The sequence below is a fragment of the Psychrobacter glacincola genome, assembly GCF_965118485.1.
Lineage (GTDB): Bacteria > Pseudomonadota > Gammaproteobacteria > Pseudomonadales > Moraxellaceae > Psychrobacter > Psychrobacter glacincola_D.
Genome location: NZ_CBCPJH010000015.1, coordinates 26,689 through 44,888, shown reverse-complemented (window position 1 = coordinate 44,888; position 18,200 = coordinate 26,689). Strand labels below are relative to the sequence as shown.

The 18,200-nt window shown below is 41.6% G+C and carries 14 protein-coding genes; 7 read left to right on the top strand and 7 right to left on the bottom strand.

Annotated elements, in window-relative coordinates:
• Positions 1-154: 154 nt before the first annotated feature.
• From ACMHKH_RS07435 to ACMHKH_RS07425, 3 genes are all read left to right on the top strand, one after another.
• Positions 155-1,648 carry a cytochrome ubiquinol oxidase subunit I gene (locus ACMHKH_RS07435; protein ID WP_413520007.1) on the top strand — a complete coding sequence of 498 codons (1,494 nt, stop codon included), beginning with the start codon at positions 155-157 and terminating at the stop codon, positions 1,646-1,648.
• Positions 1,648-2,664, top strand: coding sequence for a cytochrome d ubiquinol oxidase subunit II (gene cydB, locus ACMHKH_RS07430; protein WP_413520006.1), 1,017 nt, complete (start codon positions 1,648-1,650; stop codon positions 2,662-2,664). Before ACMHKH_RS07435 ends, cydB begins: the two co-directional genes overlap by 1 nt.
• Positions 2,665-2,725: 61 nt before the next feature.
• A complete protein-coding gene (locus ACMHKH_RS07425) occupies positions 2,726-2,842 on the top strand; it encodes a DUF2474 domain-containing protein (RefSeq protein ID WP_413520005.1) in 117 nt (38 codons plus the stop codon).
• Between the two features lie 115 nt (positions 2,843-2,957).
• On the opposite strand, the gene murU is transcribed toward ACMHKH_RS07425, so the two are convergent.
• A complete protein-coding gene (gene murU, locus ACMHKH_RS07420) occupies positions 2,958-3,686 on the bottom strand; it encodes an N-acetylmuramate alpha-1-phosphate uridylyltransferase MurU (RefSeq protein WP_413520004.1) in 729 nt (242 codons plus the stop codon).
• Between the two features lie 54 nt (positions 3,687-3,740).
• On the bottom strand, positions 3,741-4,874 hold the full coding sequence (locus ACMHKH_RS07415) for an aminoglycoside phosphotransferase family protein (RefSeq protein ID WP_413520003.1): 1,134 nt from the start codon (positions 4,872-4,874) through the stop codon (positions 3,741-3,743).
• 372 nt (positions 4,875-5,246) lie between these two features.
• Here ACMHKH_RS07415 and ACMHKH_RS07410 point away from each other — a divergent pair, with 372 nt between their 5' ends.
• Together ACMHKH_RS07410 and ACMHKH_RS07405 are read left to right on the top strand one after the other, a co-directional pair.
• On the top strand, positions 5,247-8,219 hold the full coding sequence (locus ACMHKH_RS07410) for an LPS-assembly protein LptD (protein WP_413520002.1): 2,973 nt from the start codon (positions 5,247-5,249) through the stop codon (positions 8,217-8,219).
• 171 nt (positions 8,220-8,390) lie between these two features.
• On the top strand, positions 8,391-9,788 hold the full coding sequence (locus ACMHKH_RS07405; protein ID WP_413520001.1) for a peptidylprolyl isomerase: 1,398 nt from the start codon (positions 8,391-8,393) through the stop codon (positions 9,786-9,788).
• Between the two features lie 111 nt (positions 9,789-9,899).
• Here the strand turns inward: ACMHKH_RS07405 and ACMHKH_RS07400 are convergent, their stop codons facing one another.
• Entirely contained in the window at positions 9,900-10,652 is a 753-nt protein-coding gene (locus ACMHKH_RS07400; protein WP_413520000.1) for an IS5 family transposase, read from the bottom strand.
• A 460-nt stretch (positions 10,653-11,112) separates the two neighbouring features.
• Positions 11,113-12,231, bottom strand: coding sequence for an endonuclease/exonuclease/phosphatase family protein (locus tag ACMHKH_RS07395; RefSeq protein WP_413519999.1), 1,119 nt, complete (start codon positions 12,229-12,231; stop codon positions 11,113-11,115).
• 446 nt (positions 12,232-12,677) lie between these two features.
• Between ACMHKH_RS07395 and asd the strand changes: the two genes are divergently transcribed.
• Entirely contained in the window at positions 12,678-13,811 is a 1,134-nt protein-coding gene (asd, locus tag ACMHKH_RS07390) for an aspartate-semialdehyde dehydrogenase (RefSeq protein ID WP_413519998.1), read from the top strand.
• Between the two features lie 56 nt (positions 13,812-13,867).
• Here the strand turns inward: asd and ACMHKH_RS07385 are convergent, their stop codons facing one another.
• The gene (locus ACMHKH_RS07385) at positions 13,868-14,563 is read right to left on the bottom strand and encodes an SOUL family heme-binding protein (RefSeq protein ID WP_413519997.1); all 696 of its coding nucleotides are present in this window, start codon (positions 14,561-14,563) and stop codon (positions 13,868-13,870) included.
• A gap of 208 nt (positions 14,564-14,771) precedes the next feature.
• Between ACMHKH_RS07385 and tgt the strand changes: the two genes are divergently transcribed.
• On the top strand, positions 14,772-15,923 hold the full coding sequence (gene tgt, locus ACMHKH_RS07380) for a tRNA guanosine(34) transglycosylase Tgt (RefSeq protein WP_413519996.1): 1,152 nt from the start codon (positions 14,772-14,774) through the stop codon (positions 15,921-15,923).
• Between the two features lie 321 nt (positions 15,924-16,244).
• On the opposite strand, the gene ACMHKH_RS07375 is transcribed toward tgt, so the two are convergent.
• Entirely contained in the window at positions 16,245-16,376 is a 132-nt protein-coding gene (locus tag ACMHKH_RS07375) for a methionine/alanine import family NSS transporter small subunit (protein ID WP_413519995.1), read from the bottom strand.
• 53 nt (positions 16,377-16,429) lie between these two features.
• On the bottom strand, positions 16,430-17,947 hold the full coding sequence (locus ACMHKH_RS07370) for a sodium-dependent transporter (RefSeq protein WP_413519994.1): 1,518 nt from the start codon (positions 17,945-17,947) through the stop codon (positions 16,430-16,432).
• Positions 17,948-18,200: the final 253 nt, after the last annotated feature.

Below are 18,200 nucleotides of genomic sequence, written 5' to 3'. Positions count from 1 at the left end.
TCCTGATGACAATGATAGCCAGATAATAATTGATAATTGTTCTTAATCGATATTACTCTATTGACGACTCCGCATTGACTGAGAGCCACAAACAATGTCTTCAGCGTATCATGGAAGCAAGCGCTATTCAGCTACAATATAAGGATAATCGCTTATGTTCGCTACATTTATGATTGACCAACTGGATGCGCTGATGCTTGCGCGTATCCAGTTCGCTTTTGTTATTTCATGGCATATTGTTTTTCCGGCTTTCTCTATCGGACTTGCCAGCTTTTTAACTGTTCTTGAGTTTCGCTGGCTGAAAACTGGCGAACCTATTTATGCCGAAGTCTACAAACACTGGGTGAAAATATTTGCTGTGGTATTTGGGATGGGTGTGGTATCGGGCGTGGTAATGTCCTACCAATTCGGTACTAACTGGGCTGTGTTTTCTGATAAAGCAGGGAACGTCATAGGTCCACTACTCGCCTACGAAGTATTAACTGCCTTTTTCTTAGAAGCCTCATTTTTAGGCATTATGCTATTTGGTTGGGGTCGCGTTAGTAAACGCATGCACCTTGCCGCGACGGCGATTGTTGCTATCGGTACGCTAATATCAGGTTTTTGGATTTTGGCTGCCAACAGCTTTATGCAAACACCGCAAGGTTTTATGGTTGGCGCCGATGGTCTACTTTATCCTACCAATTGGTTAGAAATTATTTTTAATCCCTCATTCCCTTATCGTTATGCACATATGATGACCGCAGCCTTTTTGACGACTGCTTTTGTTATCGGTGGTATCGGTGCGTATTATCTACAATCTAAAAAACATCTTGAACATCGCAAACATGGGCGTGTCATGCTTGGTATGGCAATGGTGATGGCTATTTTTGTCGCGCCAGCACAGATATTTATTGGTGATATGCATGGTCTTAATACGCTTGAGCATCAACCGGCAAAAGTCGCAGCGATGGAAGGTATGTGGGAGAATGAGCGTGGAGCACCGCTTGTATTATTCGCTATTCCAGATCAAAAAGCGGAAAAGAACCACTATGAAGTTAAAATCCCCTATCTGTCAGGCTTAATCCTCACGCATTCATTAGATGGCGAAGTAAAAGGTCTTAAAAGCTTCGCACCAGAAGATCGACCGTACGTCCCTATTGTATTTTGGTCATTCCGAGTCATGGTCAGTATTGGCATGTTAATGTTGCTTGTAGGTCTGTTTAGTCTCTATAAATACTTTAAAAAGCAACAATTTGATCCTGAAAGTAAATGGTTTCACCGCCTTTGGATGATGATGACACCGCTTGGCTTTATCGCGCTACTTGCGGGTTGGTTTGTTACCGAAACCGGACGCCAGCCATGGACAGTCTATGGAGTAATTCGTACTGCTGAGAGTATGTCGCCGGTTGCCGCACAGCAAGTTGCAACCACACTCATTGGCTTCATTGTGTTGTATGTCGTTGTCTTTGGTGCAGGGAGTTTTTATATCCTACGCTTGATTGCTAAAGGCCCACAACCTTACGAAGATCCTGCTGCTGATAATTTCTATGAGCATTCTATCACTGAAGGTCAAGGTCGCACGTTAAGTGGCGATAGTAACGCCAGTGAGAAAGTAGAAGATTTGGATAAACCTGCCGATGACGTCGATGATGGAGGGTTACGCTAATGTTTAACTTTGGTGATGTATTAGATTTACCCCTCATCTGGGGCGGTTTAATCGCTTTAGCCGTCTTCGTTTATGTGTTACTTGATGGCTTTGATTTGGGCTGTGGTATTTTATTCCCGTTTGCGGGCTCCGATAAAAACCGTAGCCGCATGATGAACTCTATCGCACCTTTTTGGGATGGTAATGAAACATGGTTAGTCTTGGGCGGTGGTGGTTTATTTGCTGCCTTTCCAGTCGCTTATGGGATCATAATGACCGGTCTTTATCTGCCAGTGACCTTTATGCTGTTTGGTCTCATCATGCGCGGTGTGGCATTTGAATTTCGCTTCAAAGCCACTTCACACCGTTACGTATGGGATTATTTCTTTTTTATCGGCTCTGTCGTTGCAACCTTCTTCCAAGGAGTCATGTTAGGAGCTTTAGTCCAAGGATTAGAAGCTAGCAATCGCTTATATACTGGCGGTGCTTTTGATTGGTTCACGCCATTCTCTATCGCTTGTGGTATTGCACTCATGATTGGTTATGCGTTACTCGGTTCGACATGGCTGATTATCAAAACTGAGCATAAGCTGCAAGTTTGGGCACGTAAAGTATCGGGCTGGATGTTGTCTGCATTGGTTGTAGCAATGATTGCAGTAACGATATTTATGTATTTCTCAGATATAAAAGCGCTTGAAGGCTGGTTTAGCTTCCCAGGTCTACTGTATCTTGCACCGATGCCGATTATTGTCGTGCTGCTATTTTTCTTGATGCGTAAAGACTTAACTGGTGAACGTGAATATCGTCCATTCTTATTGACAGTCGCACTGTTTTTGATGGGTTACATCGGGGTTTGTTTTGCCATTTTTCCTTATATCGTGCCGTATCAGATGACGATTTATGAGGCAGCAGCAGCGGATACTTCATTATCATTTATGCTGATCGGTGCCGGTATCATGCTACCGATTATTTTGAGTTATACGGCTTTTGCTTATTACACCTTTAAAGGTAAAACCGATCATGAGCACATGTATTAATAGCTATTAAGTAACATTTTATATCCTAAATTTTCAGGAGAATACTTTTTAGGAGAGTATGATGAAAAATCTTAGTAAAAAGCAGTCGCAATGGGCATGGTTTATTGGCTTATATATCGCAGGTTTTCTGACTATCTTTATCATTGCACAATTGATTAAATTGGCAATGGGCGTTTAGATATTCATCTACTAGCCTTGTCCCTTCATAAAAAAACCGCCGCTCTAATACTATTAGGGCGGCGGTTTTTTAACTACACCTATAAATCTTGAGTAATGTACCAAATAAACACTATTTAAGCGCCGCGATGTGCGCCTGTGCCTTTATTTTCTATAAAATCGTTAATCTGTGCTAGACGTTCAGGCGTACCGACGTCTACCCAGTTATCTGTAATGACCTCAGCCGTTACTTGGAACTTTATCATGGCTTGTCTAAGTAACGGTCCAAGTGCAGCTGGCTGTCCTGTTACTAGTCCATCAACCAATCGTGGTGACATGACACTAATTCCCGCAAAAGTATATTTATCAGCATCAGCGATAGCTTGCTCACTAGCCAAGCCATTATTGACCGCAAAGTCGCCACCATTATTATGCTCAGGATTATCAATAAGCAGCAAATGCGCACGTTGGTCTGCGCTTAACTCATAAGTAATTAATTTAGTAAAATCAAACGTCGTCCATACGTCAGAGTTAACCAAAATAAATGGCGCGTCCTTTAATTTTCCGGTTTGGAGCGCTTGGAGAATACCGCCTGCTGTCTCTAACGGCTCTTCTTCTTCAAGTGACCAATTTAACGTTACGCCAAACTGCGTGCCATCACCGAGCGTATCCATTAACTTATCAGCGAGCCAAGAGACATTAATCGTAATGTCGGTAATACCAGCCGCTTTGAGTGCTTTAATATGCCAAACAATTAACGGCTGCCCACCCACTTCTACTAATGGCTTTGGTGTCTCAAGGGTCAACGGACGCAAGCGCGTTCCCTTGCCGGCAGCTAAAATCATTGCTTGTGTTATTACCGACATGGATATTCCTTAGTTTGAACGACATTCATACGAGGCTAATATTTATCAATAGCGTTAAATATATTGCTGCACAAACTTGGTTTGATAAGCAGGCAATACACTCTCTCTAATCCATTCATTAAACGGTAGCACAGCTTGTTGCAGGCGCTCATTACCTTGCGTAGTTAGTTGAGTGCTTAGCCAGTCCAATTCAAATAGGAAATCACGCATCACTTTAGGAATATCCGCTAGATAGCGACTTTTACCATCGCGCTCATAAAGCCGGATAAAAATACCCAGTACTTTTAGGTGCCGCTGTATACCCATGATATTGACCTGACTTTCAAACTGCTCAGCACTGTCTGTTGTTAGTAACCCTACTTGTTTTTGCAGTTGCCAAAAGTCATGAATCCACTGCGTTATTTGCGCTTCCGACCATTCAACATACGCATCACGCAGTAGTGACACCAAGTCATAGCTGTGCGCGCCAATCACCGCATCTTGAAAATCAATCACTCCTAAACACGTATTATTCGCCTGATCTTGCATTAAATTTCGGCTATGATAATCACGATGGACGATGACTTGCGGCTGCAATAAAACCTCCTCTATCAAGGCTAATTTTAGATTTTCCCACAATGCTTTATCAAGTGTCACGCCAATATGCGGAATAAACCATTCGCTAAATAAGTCCATTTCACGATTGAGCAATGCGTCATCATAATCATGCAATTGATGCTGAGATTTTGCTGTCTCTACCGGTATTTGTTGTAGCGCAACTAAGGTCTGCATCGCTGATTGATAGTAGTCATTTACTTGCGCCGGAGTAGCACCAACCAATAAATGAGCGAACTCTACTGCACCAAAATCTTGTAAGACCAAAAAGCCTTTTTCAATATCTTGCGCAAGCAGCGTGGGCACGTTAATAGCATCAGACATAAGCTTTGCCACATTAATAAACTGCTGCATCGCGTCTTGCTCGTCAGCAGAATCCATGACAATATAACGCGCTGTTTTTGTTGCATCATCCTGATTGCTATCTATTAGCTGAATACGATGATAACGGCGAGCACTGGCATCACCCGGTAAACTCTCAAGGGTAAATGGTTGATCCACAAAAATTTGCGCTAACCAACTTTGTAATTGTTGTTCACGCAGGTCAATAAAGTCGGTAGTTACGTCAGGCGCTGGTAAGGTTTGATCGGTCATAGGAGGCATCGCAGGTTAAATATAAGTCGTAAATAACTAAATGAGTGATAAGTGGTACAAATACTTGCTAAAATAGTGAGTGCTTGCTGAACAGACATTCCTGTCTTAAAAACAAACTTGCTCAAAAACGAATTGGCTCAAAAATAGCTCACTTAAAAACACTTGGCTAGCTAATGAACTTTAATAATTTGATAAATAGTGTAGCTGATTTGGTTTTTTTTGACTATGATTAGTCGTCATTATATGTAAAACGTCGCAGTTATTAATATTATATTATTTATTAATCGTTTATAAAGTGTTTTAGCTGGCTAAATTAGGCCTAATAGACGGCATATCGCCATTCAATAGGCTCTACAAATCATAGGTGTGCCCTTGTTATATTCTCCGCTTTACCAAAGCATCCGTTTGGTTTTATTTGGTGCGCTTGGCTTATCGAGCTTGGCTGTCAGTGCCGCTATCAATCAGACTGATACGCTGATGCCTGAGCCATTAGTCACTAATAACTCAAACCAGCATGCCGCTAATGTTGCAACTGACGCTAATACTGATGTTAATAATAGAATCAATCCAGACATTAGCTATCAGAATGATAATGAGCAAACGGCTTACAATGAGGCAGAAAACGCCAGTTTGAGTAATGATGCTGCTTTAGATACTGATACTTTAAATAAAAGTAATATTACTGCTATTAATGAGCGGACGAGTAGCAGTCAAAACAGCCCTGCTACCCCAGTAAATGACAACAGCACATCAAAAGCTAAAAAAACGAGTGGCAGTCGCATTGATACCAATGACGAAAGCATCCAAGAGAGCCTCAAACGTTTGGCAGAGTTTTATGAACTTACGCCAGAGACGAATGTTATAACTGCAAACGACAATCAAAATAGCCTAACACCTGTAACAACCAATATTCCAACAGTCGGTAGAAACCTGCAACTACTACCAAACTCTGTTGATAGCGCTGAGCGCTGCGAAGGTCAATGGGTATATCCTAAGAAAAACCCCAATTACCAACGTGCTGTCGATGAAGCTGGCGCTAGTGATGGTCAACCAGCACCCAATTTGAATGGTATCTCTAATAATCAGGCGCCACTCTTTGCGGAATCGGATTATGGTTATTACGATAATATCGATTATGCCGAGCTATCAGGCAATGTCATTATTGACCAAGGAACTCAGCATATTGAAGCTGAAAAAATCGTCTTGGATTTAAGCAATGGCGTGGCGGCAGCGCAAGGTAAAGTGATGTTTACTGACCAAGCGACTGGCAATGATGCTATTCAGACGCAAGACCGCGCTCAGACAAACGGTAAGGCTAGCATCACTGATAAAGCCGCCCAAGGTGGTCTCATCGGTGTCGCAGACAATTTAAATTATAATACTGAAACGGGTCAATCTACTGCGACCAATGTAGCGTTTGCTAGCGTGGATTTGCAAGCGCATGGTTATGCCAAGCGTTTGAACCGACCGAATGAGAGCCAGTATGAGTTGGATGAGGTCATGTATAGCACTTGTCCACCGACCAATCGTAAATGGCAGTTTGATGCCAAAAGTATCGATTTAGATACCGATACCGGACGCGGTGAAGCCTACAATACCACCTTCCGTATCGCGGATGTACCGGTATTCTATTTACCTTATTTTAATTTCCCTATCGACAATCGACGCAGCAGCGGTCTTTTATTGCCCAACGCAAGCATTAGCAGTAAGAACGGGCTTGAAGTTGATGTTCCTTATTATTTTAATCTGGCACCCAACTACGATGCTACGCTAAATACTCATATTTATACCTCTCGTAATCCCATGCTCTCTGGCGAGTTCCGCTATTTAACCGAAAACTATGGCGAGGGGATCTTTAATGGCTCCTATCTACCTAATGATAAAAAGTATGATGGCGAAGATCGTAGTAGTTTATTTTATGATCATTACTGGTCATCCACTAGCATTCCACGCCTAACCGGTGAAGCCAAATATAGCTATGTGTCTGACTCCGATTATCTCAATGACTTTGATACGCTAGGTTTATCAGACAACACTTTAAACCTGCCGCGCCGCGCACAGTTAAATTATTATAACGATTATGTTGATGGTGAGCTAAAAGTAGAAACCTATCAGACACTCGATGCATTGAACAGTAATGGGCAGATATTGGAAGATAAAGATAAACCTTACTCACGACTGCCGCAGCTTAAACTGGATTATCGTCTGCCTTGGGCGAAGAATTTTGACATTACGGGCGTGAGTGACTCTGCTTATTTTAAAAAGTCTATCGATGATGGCTCTGAAAGTGAAAAAAGTGGCACGCGTTTTTATAATAAACTCAGTGCCTCTTATCCTATGGAGAATTCGTGGGGTTATATCAAGCCAAAGCTTAGCTTGCAGCATCTGTTTACCTCTTATGATGATGATAGCTTAGCGGCCAATGGTTTGGATAAAAACGATGGCAGCCAATCGGTATTTGTCCCGCAAGCCAGTATTGATGCAGGTTTAAATTTTTATCAAGCAGGTTCACCGTTTGGGGCATTTGACGATACCTTAGGCGGTTATCGTTTGCTTAGCCCACGATTAAAGTATACTTACTCGCCTTACAAAGACCAAAACGATATTCCAAACTTTAATACTCGTATTGCCTCTATAAACTATGAGCAACTGTTTTCGGACAGCTGGTTTTTGGGACATGATCGCTTACAAGATTTACACGCCTTCACTCCAGGCATTAACTATCGTTACATCGATGCAACGGGCGTGACACGTTTTGATGGTAGCATTGGTGAACAATTTTATCTCAATGATGGACGCGTTACGCTTGATAATACAAAGCTTGTCTTTACCTCATCGTCTTCAGGAGTAGTCTGGGATACCAGCACCCAGCCTTACAATAATGTCTGGATTGATATAAGCGGTGCACTCACCAACAGCTACGATTTAAACTATATTACCACTGAGCTACGTTATCAACCAACCGACAACAGCTTATTTAATGTGGGCTTCATCAAACGTCAGGCTGATGAAAACACCAACCAGCTACCACTGTCGGCATTGACAGCATCAGCGGTTTTCCCGATTAATAATAATTGGCGTGTATTGGCTCAAGGTCAATATGACTATAATCGTAATCAGGTGCTAGACTCGTTGCTTGGCGTCGATTATGAAGATTGCTGCTTTGGTTTTGCAGTTTATGGTCGTCGTTATTATAATGATTTAAATATCAACGACAAACCAACGCAGGCAATTATGGCAGAAGTGAGATTGAGTGGCCTTGGTAGTGGTAGTAGCCGTCTAACACGTCTGCTTGCTGATAAAGTATTAGGTTTTGAGCCGGTTCAAAGCGCTTGGAAAGATTAATAGCTCGGCAGATTCTAACCTAATTGATATCTTATTATGTATAAAAACGTTTTTACCTGATTATAAACAACTAAAGCCGCTACTTGATTATTAATATTATTGAATAATCAAAGTATAATGAGCGGGTTTAACCGATTACCATCCGATGCAATGACATTGATGAGGAGCATCATGAGATTTTTTACTTTACGTCAGACGAGCCAAGCAGTATCCCTAACTATGGTGCTAACAACCGCGCTTGTATTAAGCGTCGGCGCGCAAGCAGCGACCGTCAATTCTGCGAAAGCGCAAGCAACGACCACTCAGCAAAACAGCGCCTCGCGTTTAACGCCTGCCAATAGTACAGACGGTATCATTGCATTGGTTAATGACAATGCAATTTTAAAAAGTGATCTTGTTGCTGCTATTGCTCAGACTCAGGCACGTGCCAAAGCAGCAGGCGAACCTATTGCCAATTCAGCACAATTGCAGTCAGAAGTATTGAACGCACTTATCTTGCGTGAATTACAGCTGTCTTTGATTAAACGTGTGGGACTAAATCCTGATGAAGCCGCTATTAATAAGCGTTTAGAGCAGATAGCACAAGCAGAAGGTTTAAATAGCATTAGTGCACTTCAGCAGCGTTTAGATTCGGCGAAAGCGGGCAGCTATGCTATTTTGCGAGCGCAGCTGATTGAAGATGCTGCTATTCAAGCCTTACAACAGCGTCAAATCACTAATCGTGTGCGCATTAGTGAGCAAGATATTGATGCATTTTTGGCCTCACCTGAAGCCAAACGCCTGAACCAAAGTGAGTATCAAACCGTTCATGTCCGCGTTCCCTATATAGACGACTATAGCCGTCTATCAGAAGCGCAGCGTAACGATGCATTAAAAGTAGCGCAAAATCTACGTACTCGCCTGCTGGTACCCAATGTCGACGTAGCTGCAGCGATCGCAGCCAGTCAAGGCAACTATCCTATCCAACTACAAGGTGGCGATATGGGCTTTCATAAAGCCTCAGCCTTACCTACTGAGCTCTCAAGCGAGATTACCAAGCTTGAAGTGGGTGCTGTGAGTGCGCCTTTAATTACGCCTGAAGGGATTGACATCATTAAGCTTGCTAATAAAAAAGCTAGTGATACCATGCTGGTTCCTCAGTGGAACACCAGCCACATCTTAGTCAAGGTCGATGAGCTACAAACTGATGCGCTTGCTGAACAAAAAATCAATGACCTCTATAGCCAACTACGTAATGGTGCAGATTTTGCCAGTCTGGCGTCAACATATTCAGATGATCCAGGTTCAGCCGGACGTGGCGGTGATTTAGATTGGGTTGGTGAAGATCAAATGATTGGTCCGTTTGAAGCGATGATGAAGAACACCGCTGTTGGCGATTACTCTGCCCCATTTAAAACACAATTTGGCTGGCACATACTTAAAGTTGAAGGCCAACGTCAGCAAGACGTGAGCGATGAGTATCGTCGTACGATGGCACGTCAAGCGCTATACCAACGCCTAGCTCCACAAGCAAAAGAAGATTGGCTACAAGAGTTACGTGCTGGCGCTTATATTCAAGTGCTTGGTTAGGCTGTAACTAACCAATGCATGCTAAAACTCCTTATGAAAAGGGTATATGCCAGTGCATATACCCTTTTTTATGTTTTTTAATGAATCAGAATAATAGGGCGTGTTGAACATTCATAATTTCAACCAGAGATAAGCACAAGCAAGAGCCACCGTATTTTCATAACTCTGCTTGAGCTTATCGAATCTTGTTGCAACCGCTCTGTAATTTTTTAGCTTAGCGAAAGCGTTCTCTACTAAGTGGCGGACTTTATATAACTCCCAATCCATATGGTCGTTAGAGAACTTCGTGTTTCGTTTTCGAGGGATGTTATCACGCGTCCCTGCTTGTTTAATATGTTCTCTTAGCGCATCAGAATCATAGCCCTTATCGGCGCACACGGTCACTGTGTCGCTTAAATCTATGTTGTCAATTAAGTCTGGTGCTATCTTCACATCATGTGTGGTGCCATCTGATAATATAAAGGTGATTGGGTTACCATGAGCATCAACTGCCAAGTGAATCTTAGTTGCACGTCCTGCCACACTTTTACTGATACCTTGCAGGTTCTCATCAGCACCACTGCTATGCTGATGCGCTTTAATATGAGTACCATCGATAAATACCCATTCAAGGTCTGAATCTTTGATTAACAAAGTAAATAGTTGAATTAATTTATTACTGCGAAACCAGCGCTGGTAAGCTTTGTAGACTGTGTTGGGCTTACCAAAATACTCAGGTAAGTCACGCCAAGGGCAACCAACGCGCATCCGATAAAGAATACCTTCAACGGTACATCTAAGATTTCCTTTGTCATAGATATTCAGTTCTAGTAAGATAGGTCTTAGTCTGGTCCAGTGTTCATCTTTGAGCATGGTGCGAGGCATAGCGAACGAGATCTTTTGGTGTGAGAACTTAAAGATTAAACGTTCGCTATTTTTTTGTCATCATTTTATTCCCAATGTTCAACACGCCCTAATAGATACGTAATAATTTAATATAAATCAACAACTCGCACACAAAGAAAAGCCCCGAACCTAGGGCGATTGGTTCAGGGCTATGGTATTTCATATTGTTATTATTATCTCTTCCGTGTTGACTTATCCTAAGTCATAAACAGTAGTTTATAAGACAGCGGGCTGACCTGCCTTGTTATTGATACTGATACTGATACTGATACTGCTTCAACACTACATCCTTGCATATCCTTGTGTTGATGTGTCCATTTTAAGCCAATTGATACGCAGCGAATAGTAGCTAAAAACCTTATTTGACGTAAGCATTTGCTTACGTCAAATAAGGTTTTTTTAAAGACAACTTATATCCAAATTAAGAATCGTCTGAATTTCAATTTTCTTCTACGTGCTCTTTAGATAACTTGGAACCTTCTTCCTTTCCTGCTTCGATCTTATTTTTTGCCTCTATGAAATCTTCTGCTTGTGCAGTAGGAGCATTTCCTTCTTGGTTACTCTCCTCCTCTGGCTCGTATTGCAACGTTGTCAGTACCGGAAAGTGGTCAGAGCCAACAGAGGGTAAACGCTGGATATCAATAACCGTAAAGCAGGGACTATGGAAAATATGGTCAAGTGCCCAACGTAAAAATGGATAATCGACATGAAAAGTATTGATAAAATGACGCCCAATACGAGGGTCTAGCAGCCCTGAAATACGCTGAAAGCGACGAGTGGTCTTCGACCAAGCGACATCATTAAGATCACCTGCCAATATAGCAGTCTGCTCATTGTCTTTAATATGCTTGCCAACCATCAACAGCTCAGCATCGCGAGTGGTAGATTTGTCAGCTTCCGTTGGACTTGGCGGCATCGGATGCAAGCAGTATAGCCAAATGATGCGCCCGCCTTGCAAGCGTAGCTGAGTATGAATAGACGGTATATCATCAATGATTAAGTATTTAACTTCAGGGTCTATCAGCTCAAGCTTAGAATATAGATGCATACCATATAAATTATCTAAAGGTACTTTTACCGTGTAAGGGTAATCGTCTTCAATTTGATTCAGCGCTTTTTCCCATTTTTCATCGCTCTCTAAAGTAATCAAAATATCAGGCTGCTTTTGTTGTACTAATTCAACCAATTTATGGGTATCGTCATTAGTCGTCAATACATTTGAAACCATAATTTTTAACTGATATTCGTGCACATTCGGCTTATCTTTAGCATTTTGTACTTCTTTCTTCCATAGCATGGTATACGGCAATACCATTCTAAGCTGAAACGCTAAGGCAATGCTCAACACTCCAAACAGCAGCCACTGTGCTAGCTGCCATTCGGAGCCAAATACCACCATACCAAGCCATGCAATGATACCTAATATCATGATTTGAATACGAGGGAAATCTACGCCACGTACCCACCAGTTATCAAGTGGTAGCCAGCCCCAGATAGTGACAAATGCGACAAGCCCTGCCAGTCCTTGTGCAGCGTAATATAGAAAGGAGAAATCCATAATTTGTATTGACCGTTTATCAAATGAATGGCTAAGCCAGTGATTGTATTTATTATGACTGTTATGCATCTATGGTAACCAAATAAGCAACTTATAGATTATAAATCTTGCAAACTTAGCATAGCGGCTTACTTTAGCATTTCATAAGACCAGCGCCTACTTAATAAACCTTAATTAATTAATAGACACTATAAAAAACTACAATAACAATGCCTGCATCTGTACTTATACTATTGAGCAAAATTCATATTTTACCAATAATTCGCATCATTTCTAACTTATTAGCCAAGTTTCAGTCCTGAGCATAACTCAAAGTTATGACTACCATAGTTAATAGTGGTGTCAAAACCAACGAAACCCATCAAAAAACCTTGCTTTTTGGGCCTATTCACGGCATTGTTATTGGTTGACGATGCAACAATTTATTGTAAAAAGGATTAAGTTTGATGAGTAATTTAACAGTAGGCTTGGTAGGCTGGCGCGGTATGGTCGGGTCAGTATTGTTACAACGTATGATGGAAGAAAAAGACTTTGACGGTATTACACCGGTGTTTTTTTCAACCAGTAATGCAGGCGGTGATGCGCCAAGCTTTAATGATATTAAGACCAGCCAACTACAAGATGCTCATGATATTAAAGCCCTTACCGCTTGTGATGTCATTGTTACTTGCCAAGGTGGCGACTACACCTCAAAAGTACATCAACCACTACGTGATAGTGGCTGGACTGGCTATTGGATTGATGCGGCAAGCACCTTACGCATGGAAGATAACAGCATTATCATTCTTGATCCAGTTAACCGTACTGTGATTGATAGTGCACTTGCTAATGGCAAAAAAGACTTTATCGGTGGTAACTGCACCGTGTCACTGATGCTAATGGCAATCGGCGAGCTATTTAATAAAGGCTGGGTCGAATGGGTCAGCGCCATGACGTACCAAGCTGCTAGTGGCTCTGGTGCCAATAACATGCGTGAGCTCATCGAAGGCATGGGCGTATTGCATGATGCGGTTAAAAATGAGCTTGCCAATCCTGCTAGTGCCATTCTTGAAATTGATAAGAAAATCGCCCAGACTCAACGCTCAGACGACTTCCCTAAGCAGTATTTTGGTGTGCCATTAGCTGGTAGTTTGATTCCTTATATCGACTCACAGTTAGAAAACAAACAGTCACGTGAAGAGTGGAAAGGTGGCGTTGAAACCAATAAAATCCTTGGTAACTCTGAAGCAGATAAGATTGCTATCGATGGTATGTGTGTCCGCGTTGGTGCGATGCGCTGTCATGCACAAGGCTTAACCATTAAGCTTAAAAAAGATATTCCATTAGAGGAAATCGAAGCGGCATTGAAGAATAGCGGCAATGAATGGTTAGACGTGGTAGAAGACGATAAAGAAGCCACCATGAACCGTTTGACGCCAGTAGCCGTAACAGGCACCTTGACAGTCGCCCTAGGACGCCTGCGTAAGCTAAATATGGGTCCTGAGTATCTAGGTGCATTTACGGTTGGCGATCAATTGCTATGGGGCGCGGCTGAGCCACTACGCCGTATGCTCAATATCATTCGTGAGCAAAACGGCTAAACCAGATATTGTGCCATTATTATAAAAAAGACAGCAAACGCTGTCTTTTTTATGGCTTATTTTTTCTCATAAGCAATCATGATTTCATTACGACGCATAAAAGGCAGCGTCCATGGTGGATTATAACGTGCCAGTTCTGGTGTGCCTGTCAGCGTTAATTTTTGCGTCTGCATCCAAGACTGTAATTCTACCGTTTTTGCAGCTACCTTTTCACTGCCAGCAAGCCCTGAAAATTTGATAACACCATAAGTTTGTGGCGGCACTTCGCTAATGATGATGTCTGTATTATTCGGCTTCGGTAGCGTCTGCATCGTATATTGACTTGGCATAGTAAACTGTACGCGCCATTTACCATCGTTTTGCTGCATACTCACCGGCGCTGTCATAGCAATTTTTTGCGATTCATTACTATCATTTTTATTAGTTGTAGATTGCTTTGCTTCAAATTGCATGGCTACGGGCGCAGTCATACTAATCTTGCTACTCTCCCCACTCGGCGCTGTATTATTGCCAAATATATAATCTGCTAATACCTTAAATCCTGCACGACTAGCCGCATCTTGGTCGCCAGACACCCAAGTTTGTGCGACCAACTGACTCTCATAGCGACGTAATTCAAAGTTTTCAGTTTTTGATAGAACGGTATAGTTTGGCTCTTCGGTAGCCATAGCTGCTCCTGATATTAATAAGGTACTGGTTAATAATACGCCACTTAACGTAAAGCTATTTAATAGGCAAGTTGCTTTAATCATGTCATGTCTCAATTATCCAAAAGCATCATGTGTCGATTTATATGTATCTTCTACTGTAGCAATGATTTGATAACGATGTCTGTAGCTTTTAGTTCTAGCTGGCTATAAATAACCTGTCGAATCTGTACTGGGCAAACTTCAATGTCCAAAAAAAATCTAACAATGCTATAATTAGCGCCATTTTCATAGCTCATATAGCGGTTATCTTATGCAATTTGTCTTACATAAAACAGCCAGCGGCGTCACGCGTGCACGCCGTGGCACAGTTCATCTCAATCATGGCGACGTACAAACGCCCGCCTTTATGCCAGTAGGTACTTACGGTACGGTTAAAGGTATGCTGCCACGTGATATCGAAGCCATTGGTGCAGATATTATCCTTGGCAATACCTTCCATTTATGGCTACGCCCTGGTACCGATATTATTGATAAATTTGGTGGTCTGCATAAATTCATGCATTGGGACAAACCAATTTTAACCGACTCTGGTGGCTTCCAAGTATTTAGCCTCGGTGCGATGCGTAAAATCACCGAAGAAGGGGTGACTTTTAGATCACCTACTGATGGCGCAAAAGTCTTTTTGTCACCTGAAAAATCGATGCAGATTCAGTATAGCTTGAACTCTGACATCGTGATGCAGTTTGATGAATGTACGCCATATCCAGCGACCCATGATGAAGCAAAAAAATCGCTAGAGCTATCTTTACGTTGGGGACAACGCTGCGTTGATGAGCACAAAAAACTTGGTAGCACCAATGCGTTATTTGGCATCATTCAAGGCAGTATGTATGCTGATTTACGTCAGCAATCACTTGAAGGTCTGCTTGAAATTGGCTTTGATGGTTACGCTATCGGTGGCTTATCTGTTGGCGAGCCAAAAGAAGAGATGATAGAAGTGCTAGATTACATCGCCGATGATATGCCAGCTGATAAGCCGCGCTATTTGATGGGCGTGGGTAAGCCTGAAGATCTTGTAGAAGGGGTGCGCCGCGGCGTTGATATGTTCGATTGCGTGATGCCAACTCGTAATGCGCGTAATGGTCATTACTTTGTCGCCGGTGACGCTGAAAATGCGGGTGTAGTGCGTATACGCAATAGCCAGTACCGTACCGATGAAGGTCCACTAGATCCTGAATGTGATTGTTATACCTGTCAGAACTTTAGCCGCGCTTATTTATCACATTTGAATAAATGCAAAGAGATGCTAGGTGCGCAGCTAGCGACGATTCATAACTTACGCTATTACCAGCGCTTGATGCAAGGTATCAGAGATGCGATTGAACAAGATACCTTTGATAAATTTGTAAATGGATTTTATGCTAAACGCGGACAGACAGTACCAGAGCTGAACTTACGTTAATTCGTTTTGACTAGACGTTGCCTTAATATAGTAAGTTCAAGATAGAAACGATACAGCGGGACTGAAATGAGTTTTTTGCAGCCTCTGTCGGCGTAGGCACAGCAAGCTAGAAAAAGTCATTCCAGTCTCGCGTCATAAAATCACGTATCTATTTTATATCAACTATAGTAAGTCTCGCATCACATTAAATACAAAAATGCCAGTCGGCTTAAACTGACTGGCATTTTCTTTTATAGCGATTGAAAACTTTAATAGCTTAATAATTTAAAAATTTGACGCCTATTTTTAAGCCTATAAAACTTGATGCTTTAAGTTTAAAACTCAAAAGTTATCCTCTGGTACTTGATTCATTGGCACATCTGGGTTGTTTCTTAGATGTATGATAGAAGCAATCAAGCCACCCCATATAAGTACCATTGAGATAATCATAAAAATAATCGCTGAAGTGCTCATAATAAATTCCTATTAAAACGTTAATCGTTCTGCTAACTATTTAAGTTTATTGACTAGCGCGCATCATCAATGGCACGAGCTCTAGTATCTTCTTCATCATGGATACCCTTAATACGACTGAGTATAAATGCACCTAGACCGAAGAATACGACGACGCCCCAACCAAATAATAATAGGATAGTTGAAGAGTAACCTTCATAAGGCGTTTTGACCAAATCAATGAACTTAAGACCCAAAGCGATAGTAAGTACCGTTGGTGTAATAACGGTTAGCATGAATATCCAAGCACCGCCTAGTTTGACGCTAGAGATACGATTGCTATGAGCCAATAAGCTTGGAATTTTATTACGGTTAAACCAGGTAACCAATACAATTGACATTAAACCACCAGCAACGATACCGATATTATTAGCAAAATGATCGATGACATCTACTAATACCAATGAACTACCAGTAGAGAACGCTGAGATAGAGATGACCGCACACACGCCACATATTATAGAAACTGCTTTTTTGCGTGACCAATCAAATTTTTCTTGGAAAGCAGAAATAGGGACTTCTAAAATACTGATGAGAGAGCTAATACCAGCAACGACTAAAGAGCCGAAGAATAAGAAACCAACGATATCGCCACTCGCTCCCATAGTAGAAATAATTTTAGGGAATACAAAGAACGCAAGTCCAACACCGCCGCTAGCAACTTCAGAGACATCTTGACCTGTTGATACTGCCATAAAGCCAATAGCAGCAAAGATACCAATACCTGCAATAAGCTCAAATGATGAGTTCGCAAAACCAACTACTAAGCCTGCACCGGTTAAATTAGTATTTTTCTGTAAGTATGAAGCATAGGTCACCATAATACCGAAACCTACTGATAGAGAGAAAAAGATGTGTCCATAAGCTGCTAACCAAACGTTAGGATCCTTCATTTTCACCCAGTTTGGCTCAAAAAAGGCATTTAGGCCGACGATAGCACCCGGTAAATTGACTGCTTTGTATACCATAATGCCAAACAATACTAACAACAATGGCAAACAAATTTTATTGGCAAGTTCCACACCTTTACGGATGCCACCAAACATAATCAATATAGATAATGCCCAAACGATGACTAAACCTATGAACATCTGTGGTACAAATACAGAGGTTAAGTCTCCTGTGTGTTTTACAAAGTCGCTGACAAAAAAGTTCGTGGTATCTTCACCCCACTTTTGCCCAAACGAGAAAAACATATAACTACCAGCCCAAACAATAACGGCTGCGTAATAAATAGCAATCACAAAAGATACGAGCGTCTGCCACCAACCCACAAACTGCCCAGATGGTGAGAATTTTTTATAAGCACGAGGCGCTGCAGTACGATATTTATGCCCTATAATATAATCTAAAAATAATAGTGGGATACCTGCTGTTAATAAAGCAATAAGATAAGGCACCATAAATGCCCCACCACCATTATCATAAGCCACATAAGGAAAACGCCATATGTTGCCTAAGCCTACCGCTGATCCGATAGCGGCTATGATAAATCCCGTTCTACCAGACCAATTTTCCCTTTGCTGTGCCATGTAACACTCCTAAAATTTATCAATCGTCTCTTCGATCATCTTCAGTATTTATTTTAAATGAATTGAGATAATCAAAAAGATAACAAGTCAGCTGTGAGTTAAAATAAGTTGCTGTAACCTTACTACAGGCAATAAGTCAGTTTCTGCTAAGCAACTTAAAAAGTCAAGTAATCATAAATATAAAAAGCCATAACTATTAGTTATGGCTTTTTATATTTATGATTAGTATCTATAATATTTAGTTATGATAGTA

Coding starts and splice junctions, on each gene's coding strand:
- tgt (WP_413519996.1), top strand. CDS start 14,772: ATGCAATTTGTCTTACATAAAACAGCCAGCGGCGTCACGCGTGCACGC.
- murU (WP_413520004.1), bottom strand. CDS start 3,686: ATGTCGGTAATAACACAAGCAATGATTTTAGCTGCCGGCAAGGGAACG.
- ACMHKH_RS07370 (WP_413519994.1), bottom strand. CDS start 17,947: ATGGCACAGCAAAGGGAAAATTGGTCTGGTAGAACGGGATTTATCATA.
- ACMHKH_RS07385 (WP_413519997.1), bottom strand. CDS start 14,563: ATGATTAAAGCAACTTGCCTATTAAATAGCTTTACGTTAAGTGGCGTA.
- ACMHKH_RS07425 (WP_413520005.1), top strand. CDS start 2,726: ATGAAAAATCTTAGTAAAAAGCAGTCGCAATGGGCATGGTTTATTGGC.
- ACMHKH_RS07375 (WP_413519995.1), bottom strand. CDS start 16,376: ATGAGCACTTCAGCGATTATTTTTATGATTATCTCAATGGTACTTATA.
- asd (WP_413519998.1), top strand. CDS start 12,678: ATGAGTAATTTAACAGTAGGCTTGGTAGGCTGGCGCGGTATGGTCGGG.
- ACMHKH_RS07395 (WP_413519999.1), bottom strand. CDS start 12,231: ATGGATTTCTCCTTTCTATATTACGCTGCACAAGGACTGGCAGGGCTT.
- ACMHKH_RS07405 (WP_413520001.1), top strand. CDS start 8,391: ATGAGATTTTTTACTTTACGTCAGACGAGCCAAGCAGTATCCCTAACT.
- ACMHKH_RS07400 (WP_413520000.1), bottom strand. CDS start 10,652: ATGCCTCGCACCATGCTCAAAGATGAACACTGGACCAGACTAAGACCT.
- cydB (WP_413520006.1), top strand. CDS start 1,648: ATGTTTAACTTTGGTGATGTATTAGATTTACCCCTCATCTGGGGCGGT.
- ACMHKH_RS07435 (WP_413520007.1), top strand. CDS start 155: ATGTTCGCTACATTTATGATTGACCAACTGGATGCGCTGATGCTTGCG.
- ACMHKH_RS07415 (WP_413520003.1), bottom strand. CDS start 4,874: ATGACCGATCAAACCTTACCAGCGCCTGACGTAACTACCGACTTTATT.